Genomic DNA, 19,691 nt, shown 5'->3' on the forward strand with positions numbered 1-19,691 from the left:
ATGCTTTTTGAAATCTTTATTTCTGTTGAAAAAAGCTTACACGCTCAGCACCTGTCCGGCTTTTGCAGCCCGTCGTGCCGGGATGTAGGACACAATAATGGTTATGATAACGACAATAATACCCGTGCCGAGTATGTCCCGCCATTCTAATTTAACCGGGTAAGCATCCACGAGCGACGTTGCCATGCCCATAGAAACCATTCCGTACCTGGCCTGCAGCCAACATAGCAGCACCCCGCCAGCCAGTCCGGTGACCGCTCCCGAGAACGCCACGATGGCGCCTTCGGAAAGAAAAATCATACGGATGAGCCCCGGCGTTGCACCCAGTGCATAAAGCATGGCAACATCTCCTTTCTTCTCTATGGCAAGCATACTGAGGGAAAAAAAGATGTTGATCGCAGCTACTAAAATAATGAACGAGAGAGTGACCGCCACAAAAAGTTTTTCCATCCTGATCGCCCTCAACAGATCTGCATTCAGCGAATCACGGTCTTTTACGACAAATTCTGCACCAAGGGCACTGCTCAGACCGGCACTCACGTCTTCGCCTGTAACGTCAGGCGCCACACGTATCTCCAGTGCCGACCGCTGTGTACCATACTGCATCAGGGAAGCCACCAGCTCCACCGGCGCAATGACATAATCATCGTAGCGTGTTTCGATATAGAAAAACCCGCCTGGCCGCAGCAGCAACTGGTTAAATGCCTCCGCCGAAGTAATATTGAGCGTTTTGGAGCCGGTACGCGGATAAAGTAATTCCAGGGGAGTAATAATATCTTCGATTGAAATGGAAAGTGCATTGCGGATGCCGTCGGCAATGATGGCGTAAGGTGTACCATTGGGCCCGTGAAGCCGGAGTGAGCCTTCAATGATCGCCGTATCCAGCTGGCCCTGGTGTTCAAAAGTACTGTCAACCCCTTTCAGGCGAACGATAATCTGCTGGTTTCCATACCTGGCCAGTGCATTGTCCTCGACCACCTCCGTAACGAGCTTCACGCCGTGTACCGCCTTCACTTTGCTGATCAGCGCACTATTTACCTCAAACCTTTTTCCCTCCCGCGGCAGCACCTTCACATCGGCATCAAAGGTTTTGAAGATCTTGCGGTTGAGATCCTCCATTCCATTGAAAACCGAAAGTACCACGACCATCGCCATGGTCCCCACAGCCACACCCGCCATGGCGATGCGCGCAATGAGGCTGATGAAGCTTCTTTTGTTACGTGAAAAAAAATAACGGATCGCGATCCTGGACGAAAGATTCATGATAGGGCGGCCGGCAATCAGTTCGACTCCTCCTCTTCGTCGGGCTGGGCCGGCGGAATGACAAGATCAGAGAAAAGCAGATCCATTTTGGCAGCGTACTCGGCTGTATCATCAATGTAAAATTGCAGGTGCGGAACAATGCGCAGCTGGTGACGCACGCGCTCCCCGAGCTTCTGGCGTATGGAACGGGTATTATCCTGGATTGTTTCCAGCAAAAACTGCTTGTTCTTGTCGGGCAGGAAACTGAGGTATGTCCTGGCAATGCTGAGATCAGGAGATACGCGGACTGCCGTAATCGTTACAAAAGTACCGTTGGTCAAATGCTGAAGATCTTTCTGGAAAATCTCACCCAGATCTTTTTGGATCTGCCTTCCTACTTTCTGTTGTCTTTTCGATTCCATATTTTGATCGTTTGCCGGAGGTTATTCACCAGACCTGGTTCCGGGGGTTTATACTGAAAGTTAGGTGCATGTAAAACAACATTTACTAAAACTTCTCCCTCCTTCGGATAAGTACAAATATCCATACTTATTTTGTTTTTGTAGAATTTGGAGTTGTAATTTCGTGAAAGTTATTCCGTCCAAATTTCAAATCTGCCTGCTTCTTGCTAAGTTTTTTTCGTGTCAATGCACGGTATCAGACCATCAGTCTTGCAGTACTTTTTCTCCTGCTCCGCCTGCCTTTTTTCATGGGCGACGTGCCGATGCTGATACCTGAACTGAGCTGGATGCTGGTAGGTGAACAAATGGGACGCGGCTTCACCCTTTACCGGGATATATGGGATAACGTGAGTCCGTTCTCAGGGCTTACCTACTGGCTGATCGACTCGCTCTTCGGGCGCTCCCCCTGGGTTTACCAGCTTGCTGCACTGTTGGTTTCACTGATCCAGATCCTGTACTTCAACTATGTGATCCATTCCAGGGAGGTTTTTCCCGAGCGCACCTTTGTACCGGGTGCATTGTACGCATTGTTTCTGAATATCTCCTTTGACCTGGGTACCTTATCGCCCATGCTGCTGGCCAATACTTTCCTGTTGTTTGCCTTCGGATCCATTGTCAAAATACTCGTGCGCCGCGAAGTAACCTCGCATGTGTTTGAAATGGGACTGTACATCGGGATTGCTACCCTGTTTTACCTGCCGGCTTCGGTGTTTATGGTATGGGCATTTCTGGCGCTGATCTTTTATACAGGCTCTACCGTCAGGGACCATTTGCTGGGCCTGTTCGGCTCGGTTTTCCCGCTTTTGATGGTTGTTCTGTTTTTTTACATGAACAATGGGATCGAAAGTCTCAACCGGAACCTGCTCACGTCTGTCTTTCAGGTGAAGCAGTACAATCTGAATGATTTTTCTTCCCTGCTCGCATCCCTGCTGCTGCCTCTCGGCTTCGGGATCATGGGCTTCATGCGGATTTTTACAACCTTACGTTTCGTCAACTATCAGACAAGAATCCAGCAGGTGATGGCGCTCTGGTCAATCGCGGCCATTTTTACGATCCCGCTGATGCAGTTTCTGGCGCCCATGCAGTTCGTGATCTTCATACCGCCTGCTGCATTTTTTGCTACGCATTACTTCCAGAGCTTTAAAAGGAACAGCATTGCGGACGAGCTGCAATTTACATTGATGGGAGCACTGATCATCCTCATCCAGTACCAGGGACTGCGGGGATTGCTGCCGGGCGTATCCATGGGGAAACTGGAAAATCTAAGGGCAAAGCCAGCCAGCCTGCCCGATGAAATCCGCGGTAAGCGCATCCTGGTGCTGGGGCAGCATTCGGGAGAATATATGAACAACTTTACCGCAACACCGTACCTGAACTGGGAGCTTGCCAGCTATGACCTGCAAAACCTCGATAATTTCGACAGCGTCATTCACGTGTATGACAATTTTAGGAAAGACCCGCCTGAGTATGTGATCGACAAGGTTAATATTATGCCGAAACTGCTGAGTCGCGTTCCGGCATTGAAGCAAAGGTATGAGCAGAGCTACTGGAAGGGCATTTACCAGCGCAAAGACTAGCAGGCAATTTTGTTGACGCGCGTCTGGTGCCGGCCGCCTTCAAATTCGGTAGCCAGAAAAGCCTGCAGGCTAGCCAATGCAGTCTCCAGCTCCACAAACCGGACCGGAATACAGATCACATTCGCATCGTTATGCTGGCGCGCAAGCGAAGCCAGCGGCAGGTCCCATACCAGCGCAGCCCGGATTCCCTGATGCTTGTTGGCCGTAATGCACACTCCCTGCCCGCTTCCGCAAAGCAACACTCCTTTTTCAAATTCACCACTCTCTACTGCAGCAGCCACCGGATGGGCGAAATCGGCATAATCTGCCGAGTCGGCGCTGTAAGTACCAAAGTCTTTTACTTCAAAACCATTTGTGCTGAGCCAGTGGATAATAGGCTCCTTGTAGGGAAATCCCGCGTGGTCTGCACCGATTGCAATTTTTCTCATCACTTTAATGTTAATAGTGCCCGCCTCTTTCCCTGGGTTACCGGGAAAACCGGCTGGATTGTGTTTAAATTATCAGTAGCGGCAAAGTTACTATTATCTGATTCAACAACTAATTGCATACCCGAATATGAGTGAAGAAGTAAAACCAACCAATGGACAACTGGTGGACGTGTCCCTCCTCAACCCTGCGGTCCCGGAAGATGAAAAAAGAATCAAGGAAGCATTTGAAGACCGTAACTGGAATGAGATCAAAAGTGCCGATTCGTGGGTCATATTTAAAGTAATGGCTGAATTTGTCGAAGGTTTTGACAAGCTGGCTAAAATTGGCCCCTGTGTTTCTCTGTTTGGCTCGGCACGTACCCTGCCCGATAATCCGCATTATAAAACTGCCGAAGAAATCGCCGCCAAGCTGGTGAGGCATGGGTACGGTGTTATTACAGGCGGAGGACCGGGTATTATGGAAGCCGGTAACAAAGGAGCTTTTGAGCAGGGCGGCAAATCCGTCGGTCTAAACATCAAGCTTCCTTTTGAGCAGCATAGCAATATTTATATCGATCATGATAAGAGCATCAACTTCGACTTCTTCTTTGTTCGCAAGGTGATGTTTGTCAAATATTCCCAGGGCTTTGTGGTCATGCCGGGTGGCTTTGGCACCCTCGATGAGCTCTTTGAAGCCATGACGCTTATTCAGACCAAAAAGATCGGTCGCTTCCCGATTGTACTCGTCGGCAGTGCCTACTGGTCGGGGCTGCTCGACTGGATCAAAGGTACCATGCTGACAGAGCACAACATCAATGCCGAAGACCTCAAACTCATCAGCGTGGTGGACACTCCCGATGAGGCTGTGAAAGTAATCGATAACTTTTATTCAAAATACCTGCTCAAACCCAACTTCTGATCCTCAGAAGGTGAGGTACGGCTCCATTTTCCGCAGCGTTTCCTGGTCAAGTACTTTTACCTTGGCCAGGTCAGCCGCATGCTGGAACGGTCCGTGCTGTGTTCGGTAGCTGACGATGATACCCGCGAGTCTACGGTTCCGCAGGTAGGGATGTGCCGCAAGTTGCTCTACTGTCGCAGTATTGATGTTGAGCAGCTTCACCGGGGTTTCAATTTTACCAAAACGTACCAGCTCCTGCACCACAGCTGAATCGAGCCCGTATATTTCCCTGAACTGGGCTACGGAATGAAAGCCGCCCAGCGCATCGCGGAACTTGACAATACGCGCAGAGAGCTTGCTGCCGATTCCTTTCAAACGTGTCAGCCGGGTGGTGTCAGCCGTGTTGATGTCAAATGCAGCAGGTACCTTCCGTTCCTGCCATGTTGCACGTCTTCCCGTTTCTGAGGTTTTGTGAAATGGTGATGCCGGCGCATCCGTTTTCTGAACCGGGCTGAGCGTAATGTAGCTTTCCAGTCTTTTATACAAGTCTGGCGGAAAGTCATAAATTTTCAAAAGCTGTTCTTTCCTGTAAAAATGCCCGCCTTTTTGCCTGAAACGATCCATTCGTTTTACCAGAAAGGGCGGTATGCCCAATGCGGTAAGTTGTTCAGGACTTGCCTTATTGGGGTCAAAAGCAAAAAGCTTCCGGGGAGGCGCCAGATCTCCGGCAACATACGCGCCCGACTTTGAACCGGGGACGGTACTTCTGGTTGCAAGAGCCCGGGCTATACTATCGAGCATCCTGAACTCTGCTGCTGAGGGTTGCACCGGAAAAGCCGGCAGTACCCACCTTCGGAATACAAACGGAGACCACAGGATCAGAAAGCATAGGATCATCAAAACCATGGCACCTCTGGCTTCTTTTCGAGAAAGCCCGAAGAAATCCTGTAAAACATGAAGCGTATTTTTCCACATACGATATGATATCGGTACCTGCTTTTGACGCTTCATGGAGGATCAGGTCACAAAAAAATTCCGGAACAGGAATATCCCGCTCCGGAACCAATTTATACTCAACATTTTACTGATTCACATATACACTTCCGCTGCTGGCAGTCAGTGTCACCGGGATACCGCCTCCATTGATTTTTCCGCGTACGCGGTCCTTTTCGGCCTCACCGTCAAAATTCTTCAGCGGGATTGAAACCCGGTTGCCCCGCAGGTCGAGGTCAGCCCCTTTGTCCAGGGGCATGGTTACCCGTACACTGCCGGCAGAGGAAGCCAGGTTAACATAGCTGCCCAATGCAGTAAGTTCGGCTTCAATGCTGCCCGCGCTGGTGGATGCTTTCAGGCTGCCCGAAACGCCTGCCAGCCTGATGGATCCCCCGGAAGTTCCGGTGTTCAGGCTGCCGGCAATCTGGTCGCCTTTGATGCTGCCACCGCTCGTATGCGCCTCGATTTCTCCATTGAGATCATGCAGGGTAATGCTGCCGCCGGAGGTTTCAAGCTCAATTTTACCCTTCATCGTTTCAGCCTTGATGCTGCCACCGCTGGTATGCAGTACAATCTCGTCGGAACAATGCGAGGCATCAATGCTTCCTCCCGATGTCTTGCCCTGTACCTTGCCTTTCAGATCGTTGATTTTCAAGCTTCCTCCACTGGTAGCAAAGTTCTGCTCGCCGGTCAGGGAGGCAATTTGTATACTGCCGCCACTGGTTTTCAGGAAAGTAGCCGTATTCCTGGGGGCTGTTACCACAAAGCCGATGGAGACATTTCTTTTATTATCCCACTTCACTTCCTGCTTACGTCTGGCAGTTGCCACAACCCGGCCGCCTTCGGCTACTATTTTGATTTCAAAATCTTTGAGCCGGTCCTCAATTTCCTCACTGCTGAGTTCCTGCTTGCCATTCCAGTTATTATTGGGCTTCACATACATGGCAACTTCAAAGCTGCTGCCGCCGCCTGTCACCGTAATGGATCCTCCGGATGTTTCCACAGCCAGCTCGGTAATGCCCTCAGCCGGGAATTTTCTGGTAAGATAGGGCTTGTCATTATTTTGCTGTGCCTGGCCGGACAAAGCAAACAAGGTCAGCATAATCAGTAGTAGCCGGTTCATTTTCATATTGGTTAACAGATTAGTTTACAATAAGGATGAGAAAAGCAGCATGCAGGTTGCACCGCAGCAGGTACGATTTTTTACTTTACTTGTTATAAACATGATGAACTTACTGCAATGAAAAGCTTCCACGTAAAGGCTGTCAAAGAATCAGATGAAGAAATGGTCACTGCAATTTTGCGGGGCTTGCAAAAAAAAGGCTGGATCGTGCTCGCGGATGACGAAGCGCATACTCCGTCGGAAGAACTGACGCCTGCCACAGAGGAGCAGGTGCAGGAAATCATTGACGAGGCCGAGCTCGGACCCTTTTACTCCGAAAAAGAAGCGAAGAATATCCTGAACCTGTAATCGTTCAGGAAAAACAGAAATTTAGCGGGTCAGAAAGGAGCGGAACCATTTTCCCGAATCTTTCACAGTGCGCTGCTGCGTGTCAAAGTCTACGTACACCAGCCCGAACCTGGCACTGTATCCCTCTGCCCATTCAAAATTGTCGAGCAGCGTCCATGCAAAGTAGCCTCCTACCCTGGCTCCCTCGTTTTTGGCACGCAGTACCGCATTGAGGTATTGCACAAAATATTCTTTTCGTTCGGTGTCGGGTATACGGCCGTTTTCGGGAATGTCATGAAAGGCGGCTCCGCTTTCCGAAATAATCAGCTCCGGAATTGCTTTGTATTGGCTAAACTGATTGATGATCCGGTACATTCCCTCGGGACTGATCTCCCAGCCCATGGCAGTCACCGGCACATTTCTGAGCCTTGCAGGTACTTCTTTCAGCCACGTCACCGGTGCCAGGTAGGAATGCCTGATTTCGACACTAAAATAGTTTTGCAGACCAATAAAATCGAAATCAAACCGCAGCTTTTCGGTATCGCCTGGCTGCATGTACCTTTTTATGTTGGCCAAAAATGAAAATCCGTCAATAGGATAGCCGAGGCCGAGCGCGGGTTCTATAAACAGCCTGTTCATCAGCGCATTGGCCCGCCGGGCGGCACGAACGTCGCGGGGAGATGCAGTATGCGGGTAAACGTAGGAGCATGACAGGGCGGTGCCGATACGGGCATCCGGCACATGCTGCCGTAATATCCTGCCACCCTCCGCCTGGCACATGGCCAGGTGATGTACTACGGGCAGGAAGTTGCGGATACTTTTGCGCCCGGGTGCGTGCAGCCCGGTCGTATAGCCCAGTCCGGCTACTGCCATAGGCTCATTCAGTACGATCCAGTGCTTCACACGATCGCCGAACGCATTTGCGCAAACTTTTACATATTCAGAAAACCAGCTGATGATTTCGCAGTTTTTCCAGCCGCCCAGCATTTCAAGCGCCTGCGGCAGGTCCCAGTGGTACAAGGTAATCCAGGGTTCCAGGCCAGCCGCCAGGCATTGATCAATGACTTTATTGTAAAAAGAAACACCTGCTGCATTGATCGCTCCCCTACCCTCCGGCAGAATGCGTGGCCAGGATATAGAAAATCGGAACTGGCGAAAGCCGAGGCTGGCTGCCAGTGCAATATCCTGTTCATAAAGGTGGTAAAAGTCACAGGCAACACGGGCATGGTCACCGTTCTTGATTTTGCCTTTTTGTGCAGTAAAATGGTCCCAGATACTGGCTCCGCGACCGTCTTTGTCCACAGCTCCCTCAATCTGAAACGCAGCAGTGGCTACTCCCCAAAGGAAGTTTTCACCAAAGTCTTCACGGGTAATGGTTTTCAGGCGACGCTCAGTTCAGGATTCTTAATTTCGAAAATATAGCGAAGTTCCTGCAAACCTTTGCGGATCCTTGACTTCACGGTACCGAGCGGCATGCTGAGGCGCTCGGAAACTTCTTCATGGGTATAACCCTGAAAATAGACCAGCTCTATCATTTCTTTGCGCTCGGGAATCAATGTAGCAACGATGGAGCGGATGTCGAGTGTGGCAGGTATGGGAAAATACGCGGCTGATGACAGCTCATGCTCGGTAGCCGATTCCAGCTTGATCACCTTCTCAGACTTCACATCAGCCCGCAGCTTATCGATAGCGGCATTACGGGCAACATTGAGCAGCCACGTAAACAAGGTACCTTTCTGGGATTCAAAGCGGGAGATGTTCTTCCAGATTTTCAGGAACGAATCCTGCAATACATCTGCGGCCTTTTCCTCATCTTTTACGATCCGGAGAATGATACCATACAAAGCCGGTGAATAATGATCGTACAGATACTCAAAAGCATATCGGTCATTGCTTTGGAGCAGCATGACCAGCTGATATTCAGTATAAACAGGTTTACGAGTCATTATTGCTCGGAATTATATTCGGACGTTCTAAACAAGGCCTGATGACCGACAATGTTAGTATTAATATTGTTCCAGTTCAAGATCCCTCCGGCCAGCTTGCAGGCGGGCTTTTTAAAAAAGGCTCTTTTTCATTTACAGGGCCTGAGTTAGGAGGTATATTTCGGGCTATATTTTCACTTGTGCCGCCAATCTTGAAAAACTTAAACTTACTCTCTGAAAAAACCTGCTTCTGCAGCATTGCCGCACTTAGCCTGCATTTTGCCGCTTTCATCCTGCCTGTGCTGACAATTCCTGCTTACGGGCAGGCCGCTGACCCTCCCAAAAGCTACAACTGCTACCAGACTTCCAAAAAAATTATCATCGACGGAAAGCTCTCTGAAAGTGACTGGAAAAAGGTGGAGTGGACTCCCCGGTTTGTAGATATCGAAGGTGACAAAAAGCCACTTCCCTTGCAGAATACCCAGGTAAAGATGCTTTGGGATAACGATTACCTGTATATAGCCGCCGTCATGGAAGAGGAACATATATGGGCTTACCAGGACAAAAAGGATCAGGTTGTTTTCCTGGAAAATGACTTTGAAGTTTTTATAGATCCCGACGGGGATACCGACAATTATTATGAGCTGGAAATCAATGCAATCAACAACTCATTTGACCTTTTTCTGCCAAAGCCTTACCGCAAAGGCGGCAAGCCTGATATTAAATGGAACATTGAAGGGCTGAAATCTGCAGTGTCCATTGAAGGGACGCTCAACAATGCCGCAGATACCGACAAGCAGTGGACGCTGGAAATTGCAATTCCATTCAAATCACTCAGTACCGGTCAGGTAGCTGCCGTAATGCCGCAGGACGGAACTTCGTGGCGCATCAATTTCTCACGGGTAAACTGGCGGCACGAAACAGACAAGGATGGCAGATACATGCGCAGCCGTAATGCCGAAACCAACAAAGTACTACCGGAGTACAACTGGGTCTGGTCGCCCCAGGGAATTATCAATATGCATTATCCCGAATACTGGGGATACCTGCATTTCAAAGCAGAAAAAGCACGAAGGAAGAAGTTACGCTAGGGGGAGCGCAGCTTTCCGGGGCCTGGCGTCCGGGAAAGCTGCTTTTGCTTTATGCCAGCACTTCACGAAGGACGGTGCGGCTCTCCTTTTTTACAAATGTGATCGGGACAAACTCATCATTGGGCGCACCAATGTAGTAGACTGTCCAATCAGGATCATGGTGGGCGAGCATTTCGCTGATACAATCGGCCCGGTGGGCAACCGGATTGGAACAATCTTCCCAATAAAACAGCTCGACCCTGTAAAACAGGTTTTGCTTGATACCATTGATCGTCACTTCTACCTTAATCTCCTGCTTGCCATGCAGGGGCGGGATGGGGATAGCTATATGGCTCATAGGCTTGCTGGGGTTTGGTTATGCATGCAAAAAAGGTTTATCAATCATTTATTCTGCGCGCAGTGATTTGACAGGGTTCGTCAGTGCTGCCCGGATGCTTTGAAAGCTGATCGTGAGAAAAGCCACCAGCACCGCTGCAATCCCTGCCAATGCAAAAATCCACCATCCTATGGAAATGCGGTACGCAAAGTCGCGCAACCAGGTACTGACCGCCCACCAGGCTACGGGCGAAGCAATAAGAATAGAGGCAACAACCAGCTTCATGAAATCTGCGGAAAGCAATGCAACGATCCCGCCGACCGAGGCACCCAGCACTTTTCGCACACCGATCTCCTTAATCCGTCTTTCGGCAGAGTAGGATGCCAGTCCGAATAACCCCAGACAGGATACAAAAATGGCGAGTCCTGCCAGTACGCCTACAATCTCTCCTACCTGGCTGTCGGCCCGGTAAAGCTGGCCAAAGTGCTCGTCAAGAAACGAATACGTAAAATCCTGTCCCGGGGCCATTTCCTGCCACACCGACCTGATGCCCGCGATAGCTTCGGTAGTTTTGCTGCCCCTGATCCGGATCGACAGCTCTCCGTAACCCCAGTCTTTCTGATTGATCAGGCAGAGCGTTTCTATTTTATGATGTAAAGAATTGAAGTTAAAATCCTTGGCTACGCCCAGAATATACCCGGTCGAATCCATGCCTCTGAACCCGAAGTGCCGGCCAATAAGCGACTGATAGGTTTTGACAGGCTGCTCCCGGAGCAACTCCCGGGCCAGCGATTCATTGACGATATAAGCTTTTGCATTTTCAGAAGGATCATGGCTGAAATTACGTCCGGAAACGATTTTGATCTTGTACAAATTCAGGTAATCGGGATCCACAACCACCTGGGACGAAGCAATGCTTTTGACCGGCCCGTCGCCGTGAAATGATACGCCTGTCTGATGAAAGTTGTTGCCCAGCCGCTGCTGTGAACCCGATACCGCCTCGATCAATGGATTGTTCAGCAGTTCGGATTTAATGGCATCATACTTTTTGCCCGACTGGCTGTCCAGCGGTACGAGTACCACCTGGTCGCGCACGAAGCCGGGATCTTTCTGCTGCATATACCGGAGCTGCTTTACTGCAAACCCGGTAGCGATCATCAGAAACACCGCACTGGAAAACTGAACAATCACCAATGCACTCCTGAAATTGCTTTTCTGACTCCGCAGGGTACCTTTCAGCACCTTCACAGGCTGAAAAGCCGACAGGAACAAAGCCGGGTAAATACCCGATAAAAGTCCGATCAGCAGGGTGCCTGCGATCACGGCCAGCAAGGTCAGCGGATTGGTAAATACGCTGAATTCCAGCTCCCGCTGACTGAAATCATTGACCACGGGCAAAAGGATTTTGACAATACCTACTGCCAGTACCAGCGACAGCAAAGCCAGCAACACCGACTCTCCCATAAACTGGCCTGCCAGCTGAAACCTTTGTGCTCCAATGGATTTACGGACACCCACTTCGCGGGCCCGCCCGCCTGACCGGGCTGTGGACAGATTCATGAAGTTCACGCAGGCGATGACCAGCACGATGACGGCGATAACCGAAAAAATGTAAGTGTGATTCCGATCGAACTTACGGAAATTGAGGTAATCGTGCGTGATATCGGCGGAGCGGGCATGCACGTCGGCCAGGGGCTGCAGGAACAGTTCATAAGACTTCCAGTTGTCATTGCTCATGTGGCGTTTCAGGTATGCCGGAAACTTCCGCTCCAAGACAGCTACATCAGTTTCCCGACGCAGTTCGAGGTAAGTAATCAGCCAGTTGCCTCCCCAGTTATTCATTGCGTCTTCCCCGATAACACCTTTTGCGGAGAACAGCACGTCAAACTGCAGATGCGAGTTGGCAGGAATGTCGTTCATGACACCCGTCACTTTAAAAGTCACGGTATCATTGCTGTACCGGGTCACTGGCTTACCCACCGGATCCTCATTCCCAAACAAACTTTTAGCAGCATGCTCGCTCAAAATCACTGCATTGGGTATGGAAAACGCCGACGCCCGGTCGCCTTTGATCAGCGGGTAGTCGAAAATGGAAAAGAAATGCTCGTCGGCCATCAATGCATCCGGCAGCACGACCTTTCGCCCATTGGTCCTGAGGTCAGCCTTGCCGGAGCCGATCACGCGGGTAAAGTTGGTAATTTCGGGAAACTCGTCCGTGAGGGTCGGGCCCATGGGATACATGGACAAGGCAACTTTCTGCGGGGCGACCATGCCTTCAAACTTCTGCACCTCGTCCAGCCGGTAGATATTCCGAGTATGCATGCCGTCGAAGCTTTTTTCGTAAAAAACGAAAAGCATGATGAGAATGCACGAGGCCATCCCGATGGCCAGCCCTACGATGTTAATAGCCGAAAAAATCTTGTTTTTACGAATATTACGAAGTGCAATTTTGAAGTAGTTTTTCAGCATGGAAACCTGTGATTGAGAAGCCCGGAAAAAACGATTGCCAGAAAGTCTTTTCACTTCTGACAATGCACTACAAAGCTGCCCAACAAATTTATGCCAACTACATAAATCACTAATAATCAAATATTTGTATCAACTATAACCTGTTTTTTCGTTCGTAAATGAACAGATTTGTCCGGCTTCGGACGGGCCTGCTACCAGCTCTTCCGGATGCCCAGATATCCCCCTGAACTTTTCAGGAAAAGAGTACCCTGATCGGTCGAGAACCGGGCGATGATGGCTGTCTGCCGGGGAAGGCTATACTGGCCGGCTAGCATGCCCGAAAACTGGTTGCGGACGGGATTAAGCTGCCCGCCCGGCACGCCGAAATTACGACTGTACGAAGTGCGTAATGTTAATAGAAGCCTGCCTGACTGGCCCTGAGCGCCCAGGTACCACATGTTGACCCTGTTGCTCGGGAAAAACCGGCCGGGAACCCGGTCCATATCCTTGCCCGGTGCAATAAAGGGGGTGCCCACGGTATTGCCCCGGTACGACCAGCCCTCATAGTATTGTGAATGGTTGAAATAATTGTCAGCTCCCTGAAACTTGCTGCCCGGAATGTAGAAAGTGGATCCCGACTGATCCTTGGTCGTCAGGAACTCGGCAGTAATGTGGGTGATTGCAAAGCCGCGGCCTGATGTAGAACTCTGTAATTTCAGATTGGCTCCATAAAGTCCATCAGGAAGGTTTTTGAAAACCATACTGGACACGTCCTCGAAAGGGTGCTGATGATAAACCCATAATTTGCGGCCCGCGATTCTTGTATCAAAACCAATATCGTAGCTGCCGAGGTGGTTGCCCAGCCGGTAGCTGTCAAATGCGCCATAGCCGTTTTTGGTAAACCAGTTTTTCGATGTAAAGGCAAGTACCACATTGGGATAAAACTTCCAGGACGACGGCAGGACACCGTTCAAAGCCAGCTCGGGATGCTGTTTGAGATACTCGGCATGGCCTCCCCACATGACATTGTGATTCAGGCCAAAGTAGAATTTACTGGCAGCTGCGGGCTTGCCAAGCCGCACATACAGGTACTTCTGATGCAGGCGAATATCCTGGATATAGTCTGTCCAGAACCAGCCGTGCGCAAAGCCTGCATTAACCGCCACAAAGTCCCGGGTGAAATGCAAAGGTGCAAAGCCTACAGTCCCGATTTGTATTTTGGGGATCGGCAGTGCATTGCCGGAGCCTGCGTAAAAGCCGGAAGACAAGGTAGTATCTCCCAGCCCCATTACTTCCTTGCGCCTCCCGATATACAGCTCCACATGTCTGAAACGCACTTTGACATGTGCTTCCGCCAATATGGCTTTGAGTTTACTCTGATCATCGTAGGTAACTACCGGATTTAGGGCAACACCCCAGTCAAGCCTGCGCACTTTATTTTTCAGGGTATCAAAAAACACATAGTCCTTGCGCAGGTTGCCCTGAATGATCCCTGCCGGAAAACGTTCGGGTACTATGCCAAACTGGTTGGTGCGGAGCCAGAAAGGCACCGACCGGCTGTCGGAAGCATACGCCCCGGCTTCGAGGTTACCCTTGAACTGCGACGAAAACGAACTTTGTTGGGCTGCAACCCGGCTGAAAATCAGCAGAAAAAAGAGCAGGAGAGCGTGCGTAGTAAATCGGGAAAGGAACATCAGCAGGTTGAGCAGGATTTATCCGCAAGATAAATACGCGTGCGGATAAATCACCCGGCAGGCTCATTTTTAGTGCCGGTGCTCCTTTCTTTCATTCTGACTACTCGGTTTTCAGACTCTTGGTAGGGTTGGTCAATGCAGCTTTAATCGCTTGGGTGCTCACAGTGACGATCGCGATGATGATGGCCAGCAAACCTGCCAGTACAAACATCCACCATGCCATGTGAATGCGGTAGGCAAAGTCCTGCAGCCACAGGTCCATGATGTACCAGGTAAGGGGCGTAGCAATCACAATAGATACGATAATTAGTTTAATGAAATCACCCGAAAGCAAGCCCACAATGCTCGGTACGGACGCCCCCAGTACCTTGCGGACACCTATTTCCTTAATGCGCTGCTGCGCTGCAAAAGCCGCCAGGCCAAACAACCCGAGACAGGATATCAGAATGGAAATAATTGTAAATGCATTCACAATCCGCGACGTGCGGGCATCCGATGCATAGTTTTTCTGAAAATCCTCATTCAGAAAACTGTAAGAAAATGGCTCACCGGGCACCATTGCTTTCCATTTTTCCTCCAAAAACGGCAGTACCTTCCCGACATCAGCCGTGTTGACATGCACGATCATATAATTAAAATCCTCCTTACTGTTGTTGAGGAACAATGCATATGGCTCTATCACATTGTGAAGATCCGAGAAGTGAAAATCCCTGACCACACCCACAATTTCCAGACTGGTTACCTCCTCGTTACCCTCCTTGAAATTAAGCCGGCTGCCCACCGCTTTTTCCAGCGGTACACCAAACTTGCGCAGCGTAGCCTCGTTAACGACCATTCTGTTGTTGGTATCACCGGGAAACTCCGCAGAAAGCATCCGTCCGGCTACCATCCGGAATCCCATGGTTTGCATAAAATCAGGCGCAACCCAGTTGGTCTTCACCAACTTCGAATCGTTGATGCTGAGATCGGGCCGGTATACCGACATATCACTGGGGTTCAGGATGCCGGGGTAGTACGATGTACCCGAGGCAGCATCAATCTGGCTGTTCTGTAAAACATTGGCCCGCAATGCAGGATAGGCTTTCCGTGCCTCCTCGCTGCGCAGGGAAATCACAATCTGCTGGTCTTTGGTGAAGCCCAGCGGCTGATCCCTCATGTACTTCATCTGCGTCTGTATCACCGTAGCGGCCACGATCAGGCCGATGGAAATCACAAATTGCACCACAACCAGCCCGCGCCTCAGGCTGGTTGCTGACACGGAATTTACAAACCGCCCCTTAATCACGTCCAGCGGATTGAAGACGGACAGGTAGAATGCGGGATAGCTGCCAGCAAGAAGTCCGGTAAGCAAAGCCAGCAGGAAAAATGCGCCCAGAATGTGCGGTTGAAGAAGCTCTTCCATGGCCAGGCTTTTACTGGCAAGCTGGTTGAAAAACGGCAGGCTCAGCGCCACCAGCACGAATGCCAGCGTAAGTGCAATGAACGTGAGCACAAGCGACTCGCCGAGAAACTGCCCGATCAGCCCGCTTTTGCCAGCACCCATTACCTTGCGCATTCCTACTTCTGCCGCGCGCCTGGCTGAGCGGGCGGTGGCAAGATTCATGAAATTAATGCACGCGATGAGCAGGGTAAACAGCGCAATAGATGCCAGCACGTACAGGTAAGTACTGCTGGTTGTGGGCGTGATAATGGTTTCAATCTTATCAAAAAGATGGATATCCGGTACCGGCAGCAGGGAGAGCTCACGGTTAACACCCGCTGCTTTCAGATCTTTACGGGCGTACTTCTCTATAAATGCGGGCAGTTTGCTTTCAAACCGTGCCTGGCTCGTACCGGGTCTCAGGCGCACATAGGTGGCAAACATATTATTGTTTGAAAAGTCAGCCTGCTGTTTGAGAAATCCGCCTACCCAGCCAGCCTGCATGGGCAGAAAAAAGCGGGCGTCGATATGTGAGCGGTGGCTCTCGTCCTTGAAAACGCCTGTCACGCGGTAATTTTCTCCATTTCCTGCTGTCCCTCCAATGCGCACAATCTTGTTGATGGGCGAACCAATGCCGAACAAGTTCCTGGCAACCTCCTCCGACAAGATTACCGAATGAGGATCCCGGAGCGCAGTATGCTGGCTACCTTCGACGAACTGATAGGTAAAAACCTGGAAAAAGGTAGAGTCGACGTGGTACCCTCTGGTTTCGTAAACAGCCCGCTGCTGGCCGGCAGGGTCTGTTACCGTAAGCAATGTTTTGTTCTGGAGAAAATTCTGCCATACCCTGGTCGTGGCAACCACCTCCGGGAACTCCGCTTTGACCGCATCCGCATACGGCGCCGGACTGCGCGGATTGTCGGTACGGTCGCCACCCGAGCGGACCTGCACGCTGCGCAGCAGATAAATGTCATCGGCAAATGCATGATGCCGGTCAAATGAGATTTCGCTGAGAATATAAAGCAGCAGAAGCATGCAGCAGGTCATTCCCACAGAAAGTCCAAATACATTGATAGCAGAGAAAAGCTTGCTTTTTGCAACATTTCTCAGGGCAATTTTCAGATAGTTTTTAATCATGGCAAGATGGGTTGGCGGTCGGCGGTCGGCTGTCGGCGGTCGGCAGTCAGCAATCGGCTTTCCGCTATTGAATCGTTTTTATTAAATTTATAAATTATGTCAGATCAAGTACAGATAGTAAATCAAATCCCCTCCCAAAAACCAACAGCCGAAAGCCGACTGCCGACTGCCGAAAGCCAAAATCCCCTCCTCCATCCTCCCTTCCTCCGTTCCTCCCCGCCCCCCCTACTCCGCCTTCAAACTTTTCACCGGATTCATCAATGCAACCCTGATACTCTGATAGCTGATCGTCAGCATGGCGATGACCACTGCCGCAATTCCTGCTCCTGCAAAAATCAGCCAGCTCAGCGCAATGCGGTATTCAAAACCCTGCAGCCATTTTTGCATCAGATAGTAGCCTATGGGCGATGCCAGCACAATGGCTATGATTACCAGCTTTACAAAGCCGGCGGAGAGGAGTGCCACAATGGATCCTGCCGACGCCCCTGAAACTTTCCTGATCCCAATCTCCCTGGTCCGCCTTTCTGCTGTAAAGGTTGCGAGGCCGAAAAGGCCCATGCAGGAAATGATCACCGCTACCGTCGCGAAGGTGTTGAAGAGCGTCGCAGTACGTTGTTCGTCTTTGTAAAGCCTGTCGTAGGTATCGTCGAGGAAGTTGTAGGAAAATACCTGATCGGGTACCATTTTCGCCCATAGTTTCTCCGCGGCTTTCACCGCTTTTTCCTCCTGGCCGGGTACTGACTTTACATACATGGCCCCTTTCCATCGCTGATCCTGAAAGAGAACCAGAGGCTGTATTTTCTCACGTAAACTTTTATAGTGAAAATCGCGCACCACACCCATCACCACACCTTTTATGCCCCTGAACTGAAACCATTGCCCTACCACCGGTTTGCGCAGGTTTAGCTTTTTGACAGCGGTTTCATTCAGGACCACATTATCCTGATCGGCCCTGTTATTCGCGCGAAACCACTGGCCGTCAGCCATTTTCAGCTTGAACATCACGTTGAAATTACTTTCGACAGAAATCTGGGAGACAGTCGGGTTAAAATCTTTCGGGCGGCCTTCCCAGTCGTAGGAGCCTGAGGAGCTGCTGCCGATCTGCACGATATTCTGCCCTGCATTACTTGCATCGGCTATGCTCGATTCTCTGAGGAGTTCGGTTTTAAACGCAGTATTGTCTGCGCCTTCCGGTAATCTGAAAGTAAAAACATGCGCCCGGTCATAGCCGAGTTCCTTTTCACGGATAAACCTCATCTGTTGGTAAACCACCAATGTTGCAATCAGGAAAACAATGGTGACCGAAAACTGTACGACGACGAGGCTCTTGCGAAAACCCGAGCTTGTGGTACCCAGCATCAAACTGCCACGCAGGACTTCAAATGGCCGGAAGGAAGCAAGGAGCACTGACGGATAGATGCCCGTCAATGCAATGCCCAGCATGGTAGTTCCGGCCAGCACATAGCACCACGACGGATCTGTGAAGGTCAGGGCAAATGCCCGGCCTGTAAGTGCATTGAATGCAGGCATTAACAGGAACACCAGCCCTGTTGATATTCCCAGCGCGAGCAGACAGGTAATGACCGATTCGATCATAAACTGTCCGAACAAATGGGAAGAGCCCGCACCGAGCAGCTTTTTGACACCTACTTCCCGCGAACGTACACTGGCGCGGGCTGTGGTCAGGTTGACATAGTTAATGCAGGCTACCAGCAGGATTACCACTGCCAGTCCGAAGAAAGTATACACCGTCCGGTAATCGCCCTTACTCTGTGCGGCGTTCTGAATGTCCTTGTTGAAATGCATGGCGGCGAGCGGCTCCACTTCCAGGCTGGTATCCTTTGAAGGTTTTCCATGGTCATCGAGGCGCAGGTTGGACATCAGGCTGGTGAGTTGCCTGCTCAATTTGACACGGTTGGCGCCGGACCTGGTTACGAGGTAGGTCTCATAGCTGAACTGGCCCCAGTTGTTGTCATTTCTGAAATTTGCGGGATTGGACCAATATGCTTTTAAGGGCAGAATAAAGTCAAACTGAAAGCTGGAATTGGCTGGATTGTTGCGATAAACACCGGCAATCACATAATCAAGCGTATCGATCCGGATGGTTTTGCCCGCAACATCCGTATGCCCAAACAATACTTCGGCCCGCGCCGCCGTCATGGCTACCTGGCGCACGCCTGACTTGAACTGGGCGGCAGAACCGGAAATAAACTTGTAATCAAAAACATCAAACCAGTTGGCATCGACATAAGCGCCGTGCTCGCCCTTCACCTTTTTACCGTCCAGCCAGATCGTCATATCGTTCAGATCACTACCCTTCCGTGTGACGGCCTCAATTTCCGGGAAGCCTTTCAGATGTTCCGCCAGCATCATCGGCGTGGTTGACCAATGCCAGGTTTCTTCCTTACTCACTGACAAATGCGTGACGACATGTCCGATGCGCGCAGCCCGGGCATGGTAGGTATCGAAGCTCAGCTCGTTTTGAACCCACAAAAGAATAAAAACAGCCGTCACCATTCCGCCGGTCAGCCCTAAAATGTTGAGGGTTGTAAACAGGCGCGCGGCCAGCAGGTTCCTCAATGCAACTCTGATTTGTCTGAAAAACATGGACATGGGTTTTAGAAAAAGCCGG

Annotated in this window: 16 protein-coding genes; 4 read left to right on the forward strand and 12 right to left on the reverse strand. The window is 50.5% G+C overall.

The features are described 5' to 3' along the window. Window positions 1-36: 36 nt before the first annotated feature. On the reverse strand, window positions 37-1,263 hold the full coding sequence (locus HWI92_RS13575; RefSeq protein ID WP_204655960.1) for an FtsX-like permease family protein: 1,227 nt from the start codon (window positions 1,261-1,263) through the stop codon (window positions 37-39). A 17-nt stretch (window positions 1,264-1,280) separates the two neighbouring features. Next, window positions 1,281-1,664: a 30S ribosome-binding factor RbfA gene (gene rbfA / locus HWI92_RS13580; protein WP_204655962.1), complete on the reverse strand. Its 384-nt coding sequence runs from the start codon at window positions 1,662-1,664 to the stop codon at window positions 1,281-1,283. A gap of 203 nt (window positions 1,665-1,867) precedes the next feature. Here rbfA and HWI92_RS13585 point away from each other — a divergent pair, with 203 nt between their 5' ends. Continuing rightward, window positions 1,868-3,280: a hypothetical protein gene (locus HWI92_RS13585; protein WP_204655965.1), complete on the forward strand. Its 1,413-nt coding sequence runs from the start codon at window positions 1,868-1,870 to the stop codon at window positions 3,278-3,280. On the opposite strand, the gene rpiB is transcribed toward HWI92_RS13585, so the two are convergent. After that, window positions 3,277-3,708 (reverse strand): ribose 5-phosphate isomerase B, encoded by a 432-nt coding sequence (gene rpiB / locus HWI92_RS13590; protein ID WP_204655967.1) that lies wholly within the window; start codon window positions 3,706-3,708, stop codon window positions 3,277-3,279. The genes HWI92_RS13585 and rpiB overlap by 4 nt on opposite strands. Window positions 3,709-3,835: 127 nt before the next feature. On the opposite strand from rpiB, the gene HWI92_RS13595 reads away from it, so the two are divergent. Beyond that, window positions 3,836-4,606: an LOG family protein gene (locus tag HWI92_RS13595; RefSeq protein ID WP_204655969.1), complete on the forward strand. Its 771-nt coding sequence runs from the start codon at window positions 3,836-3,838 to the stop codon at window positions 4,604-4,606. Window positions 4,607-4,609: 3 nt separating this feature from the next. Here HWI92_RS13595 and HWI92_RS13600 read toward each other — a convergent pair whose 3' ends face one another. Both HWI92_RS13600 and HWI92_RS13605 read right to left on the reverse strand, forming a co-directional pair. Further along, complete coding sequence (locus HWI92_RS13600; protein ID WP_229247924.1) at window positions 4,610-5,596, reverse strand: ComEA family DNA-binding protein; 987 nt, start codon at window positions 5,594-5,596, stop codon at window positions 4,610-4,612. A gap of 70 nt (window positions 5,597-5,666) precedes the next feature. Next, window positions 5,667-6,701, reverse strand: a complete 1,035-nt coding sequence (locus HWI92_RS13605; RefSeq protein ID WP_310589472.1) for a hypothetical protein — start codon at window positions 6,699-6,701, stop codon at window positions 5,667-5,669. 117 nt (window positions 6,702-6,818) lie between these two features. Here HWI92_RS13605 and HWI92_RS13610 point away from each other — a divergent pair, with 117 nt between their 5' ends. Beyond that, window positions 6,819-7,049 carry a hypothetical protein gene (locus HWI92_RS13610; protein WP_204655973.1) on the forward strand — a complete coding sequence of 77 codons (231 nt, stop codon included), beginning with the start codon at window positions 6,819-6,821 and terminating at the stop codon, window positions 7,047-7,049. Window positions 7,050-7,070: 21 nt separating this feature from the next. Here the strand turns inward: HWI92_RS13610 and HWI92_RS13615 are convergent, their stop codons facing one another. Beyond that, window positions 7,071-8,411 (reverse strand): GH1 family beta-glucosidase, encoded by a 1,341-nt coding sequence (locus HWI92_RS13615; RefSeq protein ID WP_204664548.1) that lies wholly within the window; start codon window positions 8,409-8,411, stop codon window positions 7,071-7,073. Beyond that, a complete protein-coding gene (locus tag HWI92_RS13620; protein ID WP_204655975.1) occupies window positions 8,408-8,974 on the reverse strand; it encodes an RNA polymerase sigma factor in 567 nt (188 codons plus the stop codon). The genes HWI92_RS13615 and HWI92_RS13620 overlap by 4 nt, the downstream gene beginning before the upstream one ends. 191 nt (window positions 8,975-9,165) lie before the next feature. Between HWI92_RS13620 and HWI92_RS13625 the strand changes: the two genes are divergently transcribed. Beyond that, window positions 9,166-10,044 carry a carbohydrate-binding family 9-like protein gene (locus tag HWI92_RS13625; RefSeq protein WP_229247926.1) on the forward strand — a complete coding sequence of 293 codons (879 nt, stop codon included), beginning with the start codon at window positions 9,166-9,168 and terminating at the stop codon, window positions 10,042-10,044. Window positions 10,045-10,093: 49 nt separating this feature from the next. Here HWI92_RS13625 and HWI92_RS13630 read toward each other — a convergent pair whose 3' ends face one another. The 5 genes from HWI92_RS13630 to HWI92_RS13650 all read right to left on the reverse strand — a co-directional run bounded on the left by HWI92_RS13630 (window position 10,094) and on the right by HWI92_RS13650 (window position 19,666). Then, entirely contained in the window at window positions 10,094-10,381 is a 288-nt protein-coding gene (locus tag HWI92_RS13630; protein WP_204655977.1) for a hypothetical protein, read from the reverse strand. Between the two features lie 48 nt (window positions 10,382-10,429). Beyond that, window positions 10,430-12,829 carry an ABC transporter permease gene (locus tag HWI92_RS13635; RefSeq protein ID WP_204655979.1) on the reverse strand — a complete coding sequence of 800 codons (2,400 nt, stop codon included), beginning with the start codon at window positions 12,827-12,829 and terminating at the stop codon, window positions 10,430-10,432. 191 nt (window positions 12,830-13,020) lie between these two features. Next, on the reverse strand, window positions 13,021-14,502 hold the full coding sequence (locus tag HWI92_RS13640; protein ID WP_204655981.1) for a capsule assembly Wzi family protein: 1,482 nt from the start codon (window positions 14,500-14,502) through the stop codon (window positions 13,021-13,023). Window positions 14,503-14,602: 100 nt separating this feature from the next. Continuing rightward, the gene (locus HWI92_RS13645; RefSeq protein ID WP_204655983.1) at window positions 14,603-17,059 is read right to left on the reverse strand and encodes an ABC transporter permease; all 2,457 of its coding nucleotides are present in this window, start codon (window positions 17,057-17,059) and stop codon (window positions 14,603-14,605) included. 225 nt (window positions 17,060-17,284) lie between these two features. Next, window positions 17,285-19,666: an ABC transporter permease gene (locus tag HWI92_RS13650; RefSeq protein ID WP_204655985.1), complete on the reverse strand. Its 2,382-nt coding sequence runs from the start codon at window positions 19,664-19,666 to the stop codon at window positions 17,285-17,287. Window positions 19,667-19,691: the final 25 nt, after the last annotated feature.

It is taken from the genome of Dyadobacter sandarakinus (genome assembly GCF_016894445.1).
In the GTDB taxonomy this organism is placed as follows: domain Bacteria; phylum Bacteroidota; class Bacteroidia; order Cytophagales; family Spirosomataceae; genus Dyadobacter; species Dyadobacter sandarakinus.